Below are 14,211 nucleotides of genomic sequence, written 5' to 3'. Positions count from 1 at the left end.
ATACTGTTTTATTTTTCATAATAAAACTATGTTATAAAGGAGGTCAAACATGGAAAAGTCTGATTTACTTTTGAAGGTTGATGAAAAGTACTATCCACCAGAGGATATAGTTCAGCAGGCTTGGGTTAAGGATTACGAATATCTCTACAAACAATCTATTGAGGATAGAGAAGGTTTTTACAGTAAAATCGCAGAGGAGTTAGAATGGTTTCAAAAGTGGGATAAGGTTTTAGAGTGGGACTACCCTTATGCAAAATGGTTTGTAAACGGAAAGACTAACATTACTTATAACTGTATTGATAGACACGTAAAAAATGGAAAAAGAAACAAAGTAGCTTTCATATCTGTTGATGAAGAAGGAAATGAGAAAAAAGTTACTTATGGTGAGCTCTTATATTTAGTTAGCAGGCTGGCAAACGGTTTAAAGTCTTTAGGTATTAAAAAGGGTGATAGAGTTTCCATATACATGCCAAACACTGTAGAAGCTGCCATTGCAATGCTTGCCTGCGCAAGAATAGGAGCTATTCACAGCGTAGTTTTTGCTGGATTTAGTGAAGGGGCATTAAAGATAAGAGTAGACGATGCAAAAGCAAAAGCGGTTATAACCGCAACTTACACAAAAAGAAGAGGTAAAAAGATACCTTTATTCCCAACTGTAAAAGAAGCTATAAAAGATTTAGATTTTGTTGAAAAAATAATACTTTGGGACAGAGACAACGAACTTTCTGATGAGTATGAAGAACACAATGTAGTTGATTTCTACAAATTAATTAAAAATTCTTCTAAAGAATGTCCTCCTGAAATCCAAGACGCAGAAGACCCTCTATTTATCCTTTACACTTCTGGAACAACAGGAAAACCAAAAGGTGTTTTACACACGACTGGTGGGTATATGGTAAACACTTATATGACTTCTAAATACGTTTTTGACCTAAAAGAAAATGATATTTACTGGTGTACTGCAGACGTAGGTTGGATTACAGGACACAGCTACATAGTGTATGGACCACTGGCAAACGGTGTAACTTCTATAATGATGGAAGGAGTGCCTGTATATCCTCATCCAGGAATATGGTGGGAGTATGTTGAGAAGTACGGCGTTAACGTATTTTATACAGCTCCTACAGCTATAAGAATGCTTATGAGATTTGGAGAAGAAATACCTGCTAAGTATGACATATCTTCACTGAAAGTTTTAGGGTCTGTAGGAGAGCCAATAAACCCTGAAGCTTGGCTTTGGTATTACAAAAACATAGGAAGAGGAAAAGCAGTTATTGTTGACACTTGGTGGCAAACAGAGACAGGAGCTCACATGATTACAACAGTTCCATCTTACCCAGCAAAACCTGGAAAAGCAGGAAAACCAATGTTTGGTATAGAGGTTGCAGTTGTTGATAAACAAGGAAATCCTATGCCACCAAATCAAGTAGGACACCTTGTTATAAAGAATCCTTGGCCTTCTATGCTTAGAACTTGCTGGGGAGAGCCTGAAAGATACGAAAAATATTGGAACGAAATACCAGGATACTACTCAGCTGGAGACCTTGCAGCTATAGACGAGGAAGGCTACATAATGGTTGTAGGTAGAGCTGACGACGTTTTAAGCGTTGCAGGACATAGAATAGGAACTGCAGAAGTAGAGTCAGCAATAGTTGAAAATCATGCAGTAGCAGAGGCAGCTGTAATAGGAAAACCAAACGAGATAAAAGGAGAATCTATAAAGGCGTTTGTAATCCTAAAAGAAGGTTATGAGCCTTCAGAGGAGTTAAAAGAGAGAATAAAGGACACAGTAAGAGATGTTCTTGGACCAATAGCCGTTCCAGATGAGATTGAGTTTGTAGATAAACTACCAAAAACAAGAAGTGGAAAGATAATGAGAAGGCTTTTAAAAGCAAGAGAGTTGGGTCTTGAAATAGGAGACACTTCTACTTTAGAAGAATAAGTTTTTTTAAATCCAACCTCTCCGTTTTTGGAGAGGTTTTTTTATTGGCTAAAAATAAGCAAATATAACGATGTTATAAACATTTGAATATAACAATGTTTTAATAAATCTAATTTTATAGGAGGTTAAACGATGAAAAAAGTTTTGGCACTGTCAGCACTTTTGGCAGTAGGTTCAACTCAGGTATTTGCAGCAAACGACCTTGAGTCAGCTTTCAAAGAAAGCAAGGTTATGGGTCAGTTTAGGGCTTTTTACATTGATAGGGATTACAACACTGCGTTCTCAAAAAATGACCGTTCAGCTTTTGCAATTGGTGGTAAGTTTGGATTTGAAACTGCAGCTGTCAACGGTTTGAAATTTGGTATTATGACTTACACGACTAATGCAATAAACCCAAATAGAACTAATGATGACGGGACTCCAAACTCACATATGGACCCATCTTTATTCGGTAAAGATAGAAAAGGTGTTACTTACATAGGTCAACTTTATCTTAACTACACTTATAAAAACACAAACTTAAAAATCGGAAGACAGGAAATAAACACTCCTATGGCTGGTATGGACGATGCAAGAATGCTTCCAAACCTTTTTGAAGGTGTTGTAATTACAAACAAGGACTTACCTAAAACAACCTTAATAGGAGCTCACTTCTGGAACATGGCTTATGGAACATTTGCAAACGCATATTCAGCGTGTAGTTATCTTGGATTACAATCAGGTTATGGTTGCGGAGGATACTCAAGTCTAAATCAAGGATTAGCTAAATACGATACAGGAAACTTTATGAATATGGGTAAGCAGGCTATAGGAAAGTCTAACGCGGGAGTAACAGTTTTAGCTGCGATTTACGAAGGAATACCCAACTTAAAACTTCAAGCTTGGGATTACTACGCTTGGGATATGTTAAACATTGTATACCTACAAGGTGATTACACTGTGAAAATGGCTGATGTAAAAACTACAGTATCAGCACAGTATATAAATGAAACAAACATAGGAGATAACGTTAAAAAGGTTTTTGGTAAAGAAGTTGGAGCAAACCTTTTTGGAGCAAAAATTAACTTAAATATTCTAACTCCAGTAGTCCAAAACTTTAACCTTTACGGTGCGTACTCAATAACTGGTAGTAATACAAACAAACTATTAAATGGTGGACTTATTACTCCTTGGGGTGGAACACCTGGATTTGTACAAGGAACAGTTACAAGGCTTGGATACGTAGCAGACACAACAGCTTGGAAGGTTGGAACAAGCTTTGACATAATAAAAGGATTAAACTTACATTTAGCATACTCTTATTTTAATGTTGGAAATAATGCAAAATATGCTTCAACAACTCACGACGCAAGCGAGACTGATTGGGACTTAACTTGGAAGTGTAGATTAATCAAGAATTTAGAGCTAAAAGCAAGGGGAATATACACTTGGAACTTTGTTCCAGGACAAAACTTTACAGAATATAGACTAATAGCAAACTACGACTTTTAACAGGAGGTAAGCGTTATGGACAGAAGTCTTATTGAAAAAATCAAAAACGACCCTGACTTTCAAAAGTTAGTATCTGAAAGAAACAGGGTAATGATTATTCTCACGGCGTTAGAGTTGATAATTTACTTTGGTTTCATTCTACTAGTTGCATTTAACAAGGAATTTTTAGCTCAAAAAATCGGAGAAGGTGTAACAACAATCGGTATACCTATTGGTATTGGCGTTATAGTTTTATCTTTCATCTTAACAGGAGTATACGTCTACATCGCAAACAAAGATTACGACGAATTCTCAGAAAAAATAAAGAAAAAGTATCTAAAGGAGGTATAACATGACAAAAAGGGGATTGTTTTTCTGGTTTTTAAGTTTTGCTTTAGTTTCATTAGCCTTTGCAGCTGGTAGTGTTGAAGGAAACGTTCAAAAACAGGCTGTTAATATGACTGCTATTTCAATGTTTATACTGTTTGTTTTAGCTACTTTAGGTATTACATACTGGGCAGCTAAAAGGACAAGAACTGCAAAAGATTTCTACACAGCAGGCGGCGGTATCACTGGATTTCAAAACGGTCTTGCTATAGCTGGAGACTATATGTCTGCAGCTTCTTTCTTAGGTATTGCAGGACTTGTTTACACGTCAGGATATGACGGACTTTTATACTCAATTGGTTTCTTAGTAGGCTGGCCTATAGTTATGTTCTTACTTTCTGAGCCACTTAGAAACTTAGGAAAGTACACATTTGCTGATGTTACTTCTTTCAGACTTGAACAAAAAAGAATAAGAATCCTTGCAGCTATAGGTTCTCTATCAGTTGTTACGTTCTATCTTATTGCTCAGATGGTTGGTGCAGGTAAGTTAATACAGCTTTTATTTGGATTACCTTATTCCACAGCTATTATAGTAGTAGGTGTATTAATGATAACCTACGTTGCGTTTGGTGGAATGCTTGCGACTACTTGGATACAGATTGTAAAAGCTGTTTTACTTTTAGGTGGTGCATCTTTTATGGCATTTATGGTTCTTCTAAACTTTGGATTTAGTTTTGAATCATTATTCTCAACAGCTACAAAAGTTCACGCAAAAGCTGAAGCTATTATGGCTCCAGGTGGACTTGTATCAGACCCGTTAAATGCTATATCTTTAGGACTTGCTTTAATGTTCGGAACGGCAGGATTACCTCACATCTTAATGAGATTCTTTACAGTGCCTAACGCAAAAGAAGCAAGAAAATCAGTATTCTTTGCAACAGGATTTATCGGCTACTTCTATATACTTACTTTCATAATAGGTTTTGGAGCTATTGCTTTATTTGTAAACCATCCTGAATACTTCCAAAACGTAAAACAGATTGTTGTTGATGGAATAACAAAAATAGTTAGTGCTACTGACGAAACTAAAAACCTGATAGGAGATAAAAAAGCATTAATTGGTGGAGATAACATGACAGCTATCCATCTTGCAGAAGCTGTAGGTGGATCAGCGTTTATGGGATTTATATCAGCAGTTGCATTTGCTACAATATTAGCGGTTGTTTCTGGATTAACGTTGGCTGGAGCTTCTACTTTATCCCACGACCTGTATGCAAATGTTATAGCAAAAGAAAAAGACGAACAGAAAGAAATGAAAGTTTCAAAAATAGCAACTTTTGTAATCGGTATACTGGCAATAATCTTAGGTATAATCTTTGAAAAACAAAACGTAGCGTTTATGGTTGGACTAGCGTTTGCTATTGCTGCATCTGTAAACTTCCCAATTCTTCTTTTATCTATCTACTGGAAAAACCTTACTACAAAGGGTGCATTCTGGGGCGGTTTAGCTGGATTAGTTGTTGCTTTAGTATTAATCGTTATATCCCCTACTGTATGGGTTGATGTACTTAAAAATCCAGAGCCAATAATAAAACTTAAAAACCCTGCATTATTCTCAATGCTTACTACATTTGTTTTAACAATACTAATCTCTAAACTTGACAACTCTGAAAGGGCTAAAGAAGACAAAGAAGGCTTTGAAGCTCAATACTTTAGATCTCAAACTGGAATAGGTGCAGAAGGAGCTGTTAAACATTAATATAGAGATGGGGCTTTTAAGCCCCTTTTTTAGATATTAAGGAGAAAAACGATGAGTATAGCGGACATAAAACTGTATTTAAAAACCTGCTATCCTTTTGAGCTACTGACTGATTCTCAACTAAACGAGATTATAGACAACACAGAAATGGTATATCTAAAACCAAATCAAACTGTGCCAAATCTTTCAAAGTTTTACTGTATCATTCTAAAAGGAGCAGTAGTTGAAAAGGATTTAGCAGGAAATGAAGTGAGCTACTTTGGAGAAAAAGACAGTTTTGATTACCTATCAATATTAGGTCAAAATGAAAATCAGTTCTTTACTGTGGAAGAATGTATCTTTTACAGATTTCCATCAAACATATTACTAAAACTAATCTCTGAAAATTATGATTTTGCAAGTTATTTTAAGAAGTCTACAAAAGAAAAACTCTCTTCTATAGCTTCAGAAAATCCTTATCTATTCTCAAAAGTTAAAGATATAAAGTATCAAAAACCTTTGATAGTCGAAAAAAATTTATCTATATACGAAGCTGTAAAGAAGATGACCGAAGAAAAGGCATTAAGTATAATAGTTAAATACCCAGATTCTTATGGCATCGTTACAGACTCAGACTTAAGAAAAAAAGTTATTCTTTCTAAGAAAAGCGTAGAAGATTCCATAGGCGATATAGCGAACAAAAACATTATAAGCGTAAATCCAGACACTTTCTTATTTGATGCAATAATAACGATGATAAAACACAACATAAAAAGAGTTGTAATTAAAGATGAAAATAACCAAATAATTGGAGTACTCAACGAAGTAGATATACTTACCCAGTACTCAAATCAACCTCAATTTTTAGCTCTACAAGTAGAAAGAGCAAAAACAATAGATGAATTAAAAATTATATCAGACTCAATGATAAACACAGTAAAACTCCTGCACAAAGAAGGAATAAGAACCCGTCATATAATGAAGTTTGTATCAGAGATAAACGAAAAGATATTCAAAAAAATATTCAATCTCCTTGCAGATGAAAAAATAAAAGAAAATACCTGCCTCATAGTTATGGGAAGTGAAGGCAGACAAGAACAGATACTTAAAACAGACCAAGACAACGGCTTAATCTTATCCGATGGTTTTGAGATTGATAAAGAAGTTTTAGAAAGCTTTTCAATAAACTTTATTGAAGCTCTTAAAACGTTAGGTTATCCAGAGTGTAAAGGAAACGTAATGCTTACAAACCCATACTGGAGAAAACCTTTAAAAGAGTTTAAAGAATCTATTTTTGAGTATACAAACAACATAAACCCAGAAAATATGCTGAACCTTGCAATACTTGTAGATTTAAGACCTATTGATGGAAAAACAGAGCTGGCAGAAAAACTTAGAGATTATCTTTTTGAAAAAATATCAGACAATAAAACATTTCTATCTTGGTTTGCACTACCAACTATAAGTTTTAAAACACCTTTAAACTTTTTTGGTGGATTTGAAACAGAAAAAGGAGAACACAAAGGAGAGTTAGACATAAAAAAAGGTGGTATATTCCCGATAATCCACGGTATTAGGTCTTTATCGGTTGAGAATAGAATAACTGAAACAAACACCTTCAATCGTATAAAAGAACTCGTTAACTTAAATGTAATAAACAAAGATTTTGGTAAAGAATTAATAGAGTCGTTAGAATTTATGCTAACTTTAAGACTTAGAGAAAGACTTAAAAAGATAGAGATGAAAAAACAACCTGACGATTATATAAATGTAAACTCTCTAACAAACTATGAGAAAGATTTACTAAAAGAGTCGTTTAAAATTGTAAATAAATTTAAAGATTTTATAACAAACCATTACAAACTAAACTATTTAAGATGATAGATTTATTAAAACGCTTAAAAAAAGAACTTTTAAAGAAAAAGCTTAAAGACAAAGAGTTCTTATTTCTTTTTGATAACCCACCAGAAGATGAATACGTAGTTTTTGATACAGAAACAACAGGCTTAAACCCAAAAACAGATGATATCCTGTCTATTGGAGCTGTAAAGATTAAACAAAATAGAATCCTTCTAAAAGATAGATTTTACACAGTAGTAAAACCTGAAAAAGATATTAACGAAGAAACAATAAAAATACACGGGCTTAGAAAAAAAGACCTTGAAAACGGTATCCCATTAAAAAAAGCCATAAAAGAGTTTTTAAAGTTTATAGGAAGTAGACCTCTTGTTGGTTATTACATAGATTTTGATGTAGCAATGATAAACAAATACACAAAAAAGATTATAGGAATACCACTTCCAAACGAAAAAATAGAAGTATCTGGAATGTATTACGATTACAAAATAGGTACAATACCACAAGGATTTGTAGATTTAAGGTTTGATTCAATACTAAAAGACCTAAACATTCCATCTTTTGGAAAACACGACGCTTTAAACGATGCAATAATGACTGGACTAATTTTCCTAAAATTAAATTCAAAAAATTAGCAGATTTACAAAAGATTTACACACAAAATTAGAAACAAGGATATAATATATAAAAAATCTAATCTTAAGGAGAGAATTGATGAAGTTAAAGATGTTTTTAGTTGGACTAATGACCGCAGGAACAACTGTTTTTGCAGCAGAAAGTTGTCTTGGAGGTGGAAGTAGTAAAGTAAGTACTGCTCAAGTACAAAAAGCATTATCTGGAATTTTAGGAAATGCAAAAGTCGTAAGTGTTTCTGACTCACCTATATCTGGACTTTACGAAGTTGTAATAGAAACAGGCAACAAAAAAGTGCCTATTTACGTTGATTGCAATCTTAAATACTTAGTAAATGGTGAAATTATAGACGTAAACAAAAAAGTAAGTCTTACAAGAGAAAGATTTCAACAACTCCAATCTCAAGTAAACTCTGAAAAAGAAGCTAAATTGGCAAAAATTTTAGGTAAAGATAAAGTAGAAATGCTAAAAAAGGAAGGACTTATAGACCTTATAAACTTTGTTGACACAAAAAATTTACCTAAATCTAACATTACCTACGGTAGTGGTAATAATATAGTTTACGTATTTACAGACCCACAATGTCCTTTCTGTGCAAAATTACATCAAGAGATAGAAAAAGTTTTAAAAAACAGAAAAGATGTGAAATTTGAAATGGTGCTGTATCCTCTACCATTCCATAAGCACGCAAGAGGTATATCAGAAAACATAGAGTGTCAAAAAGATAACAACGCAAAACAAAATATACTTAACAGATCTTTTGAAAGTGTAGCAAAGGGAGATGAAGCAGGATTATCTTCTATAGATAAATCTTGTCAATCAGCTAAAGGAACAATAGATAAAAATCTTCAGTACGCTCAATCAGTAGGAATAAACGGAACACCTACGATAGTTTTTCCAAATAAAGGTATCGCAGTATCAGGTGCAATACCAGCAGAAACTTTAAACAAACTTATAGACGCTTTAAAGTGATAAAAGTTGAAAATCTAAAAGTAAAGTTTACTCTTGACAATCAAACAGTGGAGGCTCTGAAAGGAGTCTCCTTTCATCTAAATCAAGGTGAGATTCTATCAATCGTTGGAGAGTCAGGTTCTGGAAAAAGTGTAAGCTGTAATGCCATAATGGGTCTTCTTCCTTCTTATACAAAGGTTGAAGGAAATATAATTATAGACGGCAAAAACATAAAAGACCTATCAAAAGAGGAAATTAGAAGATTAAGAGGTAGTGTTGTATCAATGGTTTTTCAAGAGCCATCAGCAGTTTTAAATCCACTACTTCCAGTAGGAGAACAGATATTAGAAACAGTGTTGGCACACAAAGACATGTCTTATAAAGAAGCAAAAGATTTAGTTTTAAAAACTATGGAAGCTGTAAAAATTCCAGACCCAGAAAGACGATTTTACCAATACCCTCACGAATTATCTGGAGGTCTTAAACAAAGAGTCGTAATAGCTACAGCTGTAGTAAACAAACCTAAATACATATTAGCAGATGAACCAACAACAGCTTTAGACGTCACAACAGCAGCTAGCATTTTATCCCTTTTTCAAGATTTAAAACAAACATACAACATTGGAATACTGTCTATAACCCATGACCTTGGAGTAGTCGCCCAGATAGCTGATAGAGTTGTTGTAATGTATAAAGGAGAGATTATGGAAGAGGGTGATGTTTACCAGATATTTGACAACCCAAAATCAGAATACACCAAAAAACTCCTATCATCGAGAGTTTATTTGTAAACTCACCTTTTAATAAAAACTACCTCACCTAAATCATGTGTATTTATGCTAAAATTATAAACGTTTTTGTTATTATTGCTTACGGAGTAAAACACTTGGATAGAAAGCTTATCATTACAACAGGAACAAAAAAAATTTTTTACCTTATATTAGAAGATAACGTTCCTGTTGAACTTAAAATTGAAGATATAGAGATATCAAAACAAACAGGCAACATATATAAAGGAAAAGTTTTATCTTACAGCTCAGCAATGGAAGCCTACTTTGTAGACATAGGAGAAGACAAAGAGGCTTTTTTACCCAGTAAAGACGTATGTGAAGAAGAGTGTAAAAATCTAAAAAAAGGCTCTGTAATCCTCGTTCAGGTAAAAAGGTCTCCTGTAAGTACAAAAGGAGCAAAACTATCCTGTAAACTTTCCCTGCCAGGAAAGTTTTTAGTTTTACTCCCACAAAATAAAGGAAAAATTTCAATATCTTCAAAATACGAAGACCAAGAAATAAGAGATTCCTTAAAAAATCGTATAAGTAATCTCATAAAAGACTACAACCCTGATAATTATGGAATAATAATAAGAACTTCTGCAATAAATTCTACAGATGAAGAGATATTAGAAGATTTTGAGTTTTTAAAAGAGTTATGGAGCAACATTCAAAAAGATGCAGAAAAAAAGAAAGCGCCAGCACTTATTTACGAAGAACCATTTAAAGCTTTTACCATCTTAAGAGACTATGCAGCAAACTTTTCAGAGATAATATCTGACGACATAAAACTTCTAAAACAGATAAAAGAGTTTTTAAACAACAACTTCCCAAACAATACCATAAAAATCACACCATACAGAAAAAGAAAAGAATCTCTATACTTTGCATACGGTATAGATAAACTAATAAATAAAATACTTTCACCTTACGCATACCTAAAAAGCGGAGCTTACCTTGTAATACAAGAGACAGAAGCGTTGGTTGTTATAGATGTAAACAGTGGAAGCTGTCATAAGCAAAAAAACCTTGAAGAAACAGCATTTAAAATAAACACAGAAGCTGTAAAAGAGATAGTAAGGCAAATAAGACTTAGAGATTTAGCAGGAATAATAATAATAGACTTTATAGATATGACAGAGAAAGACCATAAAGAAAAACTTCTTGAATTACTAAAAGAAGAATTTAGAAAAGACAAAAGACCTGTAAAAATAAAAGGATTAACCCAGCTTGGTTTAGTAGAACTTTCAAGAAAAAAGTTAGAAGAAAGTATAGTAAAACAACTTTCTCAGTCTTGCCAAACATGCTACGGAAAAGGATATTTAAGGTCTGAAGATATATTACTTTTTGAACTTGAAAAAACGTTGCTTAAAGCCAAACCATTTGTTAAATTAAAACTTATGATAAACCCAAAGCTATCAAACGGAGTAAATCAACTTTTAGAAAGTCTAAACCTTAAGGAGTTTGTAGAAATAGAGTATAATAATAAAATGCACATAGATAAGTTTGAGGTTGAAAAAGTATTATGAAAAAAATTGTTTTTTTAGGCATTTTATCGGCTTTTATGTTTTCTTGCGGTAGCAAAACAGAAGTTTACATAGGTCAAGAAAAGTTATCAAAAGGTTTAACTCTATATCAAAAAGGAGATTACAAAAAAGCAAAAGAAGAGTTAAAAAACGCAATATTCAAGTCGGAAGGTCTTACACCTGCACAGCTTATGGAAGCAAGATTTGCTTTGGCAGACTCTTATTACAACAGAGAGGAGTATGTAGATGCTATAGTTGAGTTTGAAGAGTTTATTGCCCTTTTCCCAACTTCACCTAAAATCCCAGAAGCTCTATACAAACTTGCAATGTCCTATATGTTTGTATCCCCTGATTACAAAAGGGACTTAACATACGTAAACAAAGCAGAAGAAAAAGCACAAGAGATAATAGACAGTTATCCAGACAGCAAATATGTAGCAGCTGCGAAAGAAATAATAAAGAAAGTAAACGAAATAAAGGCAAAGCATACATTATACATAGCAGAGACCTATGAAAAGTATGGCAAACCCTACTCAGCTGCAGTTTACTATCAAGAAGCATACAGTAAGTACAAAGATTACATACAAAAAGACTACGTAATATACAAGCTCGCTTACAACTTAATAAACTCCCAATATCAGTACACCCATGAAATTGAAAACTACAAACAACAGATAAAAGAGTTAGAGAAAAAGATAGACCAAGAGAAAGACTTAGAGGCAAAAAACGTTTTAATAAACAGAAAAAAGCTTTTAGAACAGCATCTTAACAATCTCATAGAGAGAATAAACAACTCAAAAGAGAAAGCAAAAGAGATGATAGCATCATTTGATAAAGCTTTTCCAGAGTCTCCTTACAAACAGCAAATGAAAAATCTTGAAAATGAAAGTAAATTGCAAAATTTATTAAAAAAACTTCAATTTTAAGAGGTGAGATGGAAGCGTTGGATATTTTAAAAAAGATTGTAGAAAAAGCAGAAGAGAAAAAAGGAGAGGATATAGTAGCTTTAGAAATAGGAAAAGTGTCTCCTATTGCAGATTACATGGTTATTCTATCTGGAAGTGTGCCAGTTCATACAAGGGCTATATGTGATAACATAATTGCAGGTTTAAAAGAGTATGGTGTAATCCCACAACATTTAGAAGGTTATAACGAAGGAAGATGGATAGCCATAGATTATGGAGATATTATGGTAAACATATTTTTGCCAGAGATAAGAGATTACTACAAACTTGAGTGGCTATGGTCTGACGCTCCAAGAGTAGAAATTAACTCAACAGTTAAGGAAAGTTAATGTCCATTGGAATATTTGATTCAGGAATAGGTGGATTAACAGTATTTAAAGAAGTTGCAGAAAATTTTCCAAGTGCAGATATTTACTATTTAGGAGATACTGCAAGAGTTCCTTATGGAAACAAATCAAAAGAAACAATAATAAGATATTCTATTGAGTGTGCTACATACCTTTACCATAACTTTAATGTAGACCTTTTGATAATAGCCTGTAATACAGCTTCTTCCTATGCTCTGGAAACTTTAAAAAAAATCCTACCTATTCCTATAATAGGCGTTGTAAAACCTGGAGCTGAAACTGCTATAAGGTACACAAAAAACAAAAAAGTTGGAGTGATAGGTACAGTTGCAACTGTAAAAAGTCAATCTTATGTAAATGAGCTGAAAAATTTAGACAACTCGTTAGAAATCTATCAAAAACCTTGTCCTTTGTTTGTGCCACTGGTAGAAGAAGGCTGGACTGATAACGAAATAGCAAAGCTAACGGTAAAAGAATACTTGCAAGAGTTGGTAGAAAAAGGTATAGATACTCTTATACTTGGTTGTACCCACTATCCCCTTTTGAAAAATACAATCAAATCTCTATATCCTCATCTAAACATAGTTGACTCATCTATAGCGATAGTTGACCATATAAAAAGTTTAAATTTAAATTTTAAAGGAAACGGAGTTAGAAAAATATTCATTACAGACGAATCCCACGCCTTTAATAATTTTAAAAAAATCCTAATAGGAGATGTAAGGACAGAAAAGATAGAGCTGTCTGATTTATGCTCCCTTTAAAAAACAAAAGCATCTCTTACACTTCCAAGTAAGTCTTTTACTCCTTTATAATTTCCACTGCAAACGTTATCTTCCTGTAGCATATAATACTGGTCAAGTGTCATTATAGGGTCAGGCATTAAAGAAAATGCAGGTATCATAAATAAAAATGCTTTCTTTGGAACAGGTATAACAGGTCTTTTTATGTTTAGGTATTTTAATGCAAACTCAAATAGCTCTTTATAGTTTACTACTTTATTACCACAAAGCTCAAAAATCTCATTTTTTACATCTGTTGTGGTGGCTTTTTCAAAACATTCTGCTACATCGTAAACGTTAACAGGCTGAACTTTTGCGTCGCAAGGTGCTAAGAAAAAAGGTGCTATTTTACTGTACTTTTTAAAATCTTCAAACAGTTTCTGCTCTTTCCCAAATATTATTGAAGGCCTAAATATAACGTAATCAAGACCACTGGATATTAAATACTGCTCTGCCATCGCTTTAGTTTTTTGATATCTACTTTTTGAGTTTATATCAGCTCCTAAGGCTGACATTTGAATAAACTTTTTAAGATTAACACTTTTTGAAGCATCTATAAGTCTTTTTGGTATTTCATAGTGGGTATATTCAAAGGTGTTATCTTTACTTTCTTTTAGAATACCTATAAGGTTTATGACAACGTCTGGATTAACTTCAAAAATAGGATTTTCGATTTTATCGGTTAATTTTATAGCTTTTATGTAATCTCCAAAAATGCTCTTTACTTTACTTTCATTCCTCACAGCTAAATATAGCTCTACTTTATTAATCATCTGCTTTACAACATACCTTCCTACAAAGCCAGTGGAACCATAGATTAAAACTTTCATAGTGTTAAATATGAGCGAGGAATTTGAATTTTGCAATAAGAGTTATTACGTTTTAAACTTTATGATAAAGAGG

13 protein-coding genes are annotated in these 14,211 nt (G+C 33.2%); 12 read left to right on the top strand and 1 reads right to left on the bottom strand.

The window, feature by feature from the left end; all coding sequences use genetic code 11:
* Nucleotides 1-49 precede the first annotated feature (49 nt).
* From acs to murI, 12 genes are all read left to right on the top strand, one after another.
* Complete coding sequence (gene acs / locus Q385_RS0108465; RefSeq protein ID WP_028951249.1) at nucleotides 50-1,942, top strand: acetate--CoA ligase; 1,893 nt, start codon at nucleotides 50-52, stop codon at nucleotides 1,940-1,942.
* A gap of 132 nt (nucleotides 1,943-2,074) precedes the next feature.
* Complete coding sequence (locus tag Q385_RS0108460) at nucleotides 2,075-3,433, top strand: OprD family outer membrane porin (RefSeq protein WP_028951248.1); 1,359 nt, start codon at nucleotides 2,075-2,077, stop codon at nucleotides 3,431-3,433.
* Nucleotides 3,434-3,448: 15 nt separating this feature from the next.
* Entirely contained in the window at nucleotides 3,449-3,763 is a 315-nt protein-coding gene (locus tag Q385_RS0108455; protein WP_028951247.1) for a DUF485 domain-containing protein, read from the top strand.
* A gap of 1 nt (nucleotide 3,764) precedes the next feature.
* Nucleotides 3,765-5,498 carry a cation acetate symporter gene (locus Q385_RS0108450; RefSeq protein WP_028951246.1) on the top strand — a complete coding sequence of 578 codons (1,734 nt, stop codon included), beginning with the start codon at nucleotides 3,765-3,767 and terminating at the stop codon, nucleotides 5,496-5,498.
* Between the two features lie 51 nt (nucleotides 5,499-5,549).
* Nucleotides 5,550-7,358 carry a putative nucleotidyltransferase substrate binding domain-containing protein gene (locus Q385_RS0108445; RefSeq protein ID WP_028951245.1) on the top strand — a complete coding sequence of 603 codons (1,809 nt, stop codon included), beginning with the start codon at nucleotides 5,550-5,552 and terminating at the stop codon, nucleotides 7,356-7,358.
* Nucleotides 7,355-7,969, top strand: a complete 615-nt coding sequence (locus Q385_RS0108440) for a 3'-5' exonuclease (protein WP_028951244.1) — start codon at nucleotides 7,355-7,357, stop codon at nucleotides 7,967-7,969. Before Q385_RS0108445 ends, Q385_RS0108440 begins: the two co-directional genes overlap by 4 nt.
* 79 nt (nucleotides 7,970-8,048) lie before the next feature.
* On the top strand, nucleotides 8,049-8,939 hold the full coding sequence (locus Q385_RS0108435; protein ID WP_028951243.1) for a DsbC family protein: 891 nt from the start codon (nucleotides 8,049-8,051) through the stop codon (nucleotides 8,937-8,939).
* Nucleotides 8,936-9,709: an ABC transporter ATP-binding protein gene (locus Q385_RS09080; RefSeq protein WP_051524442.1), complete on the top strand. Its 774-nt coding sequence runs from the start codon at nucleotides 8,936-8,938 to the stop codon at nucleotides 9,707-9,709. Before Q385_RS0108435 ends, Q385_RS09080 begins: the two co-directional genes overlap by 4 nt.
* 95 nt (nucleotides 9,710-9,804) lie before the next feature.
* Nucleotides 9,805-11,217 (top strand): Rne/Rng family ribonuclease, encoded by a 1,413-nt coding sequence (locus tag Q385_RS0108425; protein WP_028951242.1) that lies wholly within the window; start codon nucleotides 9,805-9,807, stop codon nucleotides 11,215-11,217.
* Complete coding sequence (locus Q385_RS0108420) at nucleotides 11,214-12,140, top strand: outer membrane protein assembly factor BamD (RefSeq protein WP_028951241.1); 927 nt, start codon at nucleotides 11,214-11,216, stop codon at nucleotides 12,138-12,140. The genes Q385_RS0108425 and Q385_RS0108420 overlap by 4 nt, the downstream gene beginning before the upstream one ends.
* A gap of 8 nt (nucleotides 12,141-12,148) precedes the next feature.
* Nucleotides 12,149-12,508 carry a ribosome silencing factor gene (rsfS, locus tag Q385_RS0108415; protein ID WP_028951240.1) on the top strand — a complete coding sequence of 120 codons (360 nt, stop codon included), beginning with the start codon at nucleotides 12,149-12,151 and terminating at the stop codon, nucleotides 12,506-12,508.
* The gene (gene murI / locus Q385_RS0108410; protein ID WP_028951239.1) at nucleotides 12,508-13,290 is read left to right on the top strand and encodes a glutamate racemase; all 783 of its coding nucleotides are present in this window, start codon (nucleotides 12,508-12,510) and stop codon (nucleotides 13,288-13,290) included. Before rsfS ends, murI begins: the two co-directional genes overlap by 1 nt.
* Here the strand turns inward: murI and Q385_RS0108405 are convergent.
* Nucleotides 13,287-14,138, bottom strand: coding sequence for a complex I NDUFA9 subunit family protein (locus Q385_RS0108405; protein ID WP_028951238.1), 852 nt, complete (start codon nucleotides 14,136-14,138; stop codon nucleotides 13,287-13,289). The genes murI and Q385_RS0108405 overlap by 4 nt on opposite strands.
* Nucleotides 14,139-14,211: the final 73 nt, after the last annotated feature.

Origin of the sequence: Sulfurihydrogenibium subterraneum DSM 15120 (genome assembly GCF_000619805.1) — a bacterium.
Lineage (GTDB): Bacteria > Aquificota > Aquificia > Aquificales > Hydrogenothermaceae > Sulfurihydrogenibium > Sulfurihydrogenibium subterraneum.
Note: the sequence above shows the minus strand (reverse complement) of the source record. Positions and strands in the feature narration are given on the sequence as shown.

Coding starts and splice junctions, on each gene's coding strand:
- acs (WP_028951249.1), top strand. CDS start 50: ATGGAAAAGTCTGATTTACTTTTGAAGGTTGATGAAAAGTACTATCCA.
- Q385_RS0108460 (WP_028951248.1), top strand. CDS start 2,075: ATGAAAAAAGTTTTGGCACTGTCAGCACTTTTGGCAGTAGGTTCAACT.
- Q385_RS0108455 (WP_028951247.1), top strand. CDS start 3,449: ATGGACAGAAGTCTTATTGAAAAAATCAAAAACGACCCTGACTTTCAA.
- Q385_RS0108450 (WP_028951246.1), top strand. CDS start 3,765: ATGACAAAAAGGGGATTGTTTTTCTGGTTTTTAAGTTTTGCTTTAGTT.
- Q385_RS0108445 (WP_028951245.1), top strand. CDS start 5,550: ATGAGTATAGCGGACATAAAACTGTATTTAAAAACCTGCTATCCTTTT.
- Q385_RS0108440 (WP_028951244.1), top strand. CDS start 7,355: ATGATAGATTTATTAAAACGCTTAAAAAAAGAACTTTTAAAGAAAAAG.
- Q385_RS0108435 (WP_028951243.1), top strand. CDS start 8,049: ATGAAGTTAAAGATGTTTTTAGTTGGACTAATGACCGCAGGAACAACT.
- Q385_RS0108420 (WP_028951241.1), top strand. CDS start 11,214: ATGAAAAAAATTGTTTTTTTAGGCATTTTATCGGCTTTTATGTTTTCT.
- rsfS (WP_028951240.1), top strand. CDS start 12,149: ATGGAAGCGTTGGATATTTTAAAAAAGATTGTAGAAAAAGCAGAAGAG.
- murI (WP_028951239.1), top strand. CDS start 12,508: ATGTCCATTGGAATATTTGATTCAGGAATAGGTGGATTAACAGTATTT.
- Q385_RS0108405 (WP_028951238.1), bottom strand. CDS start 14,138: ATGAAAGTTTTAATCTATGGTTCCACTGGCTTTGTAGGAAGGTATGTT.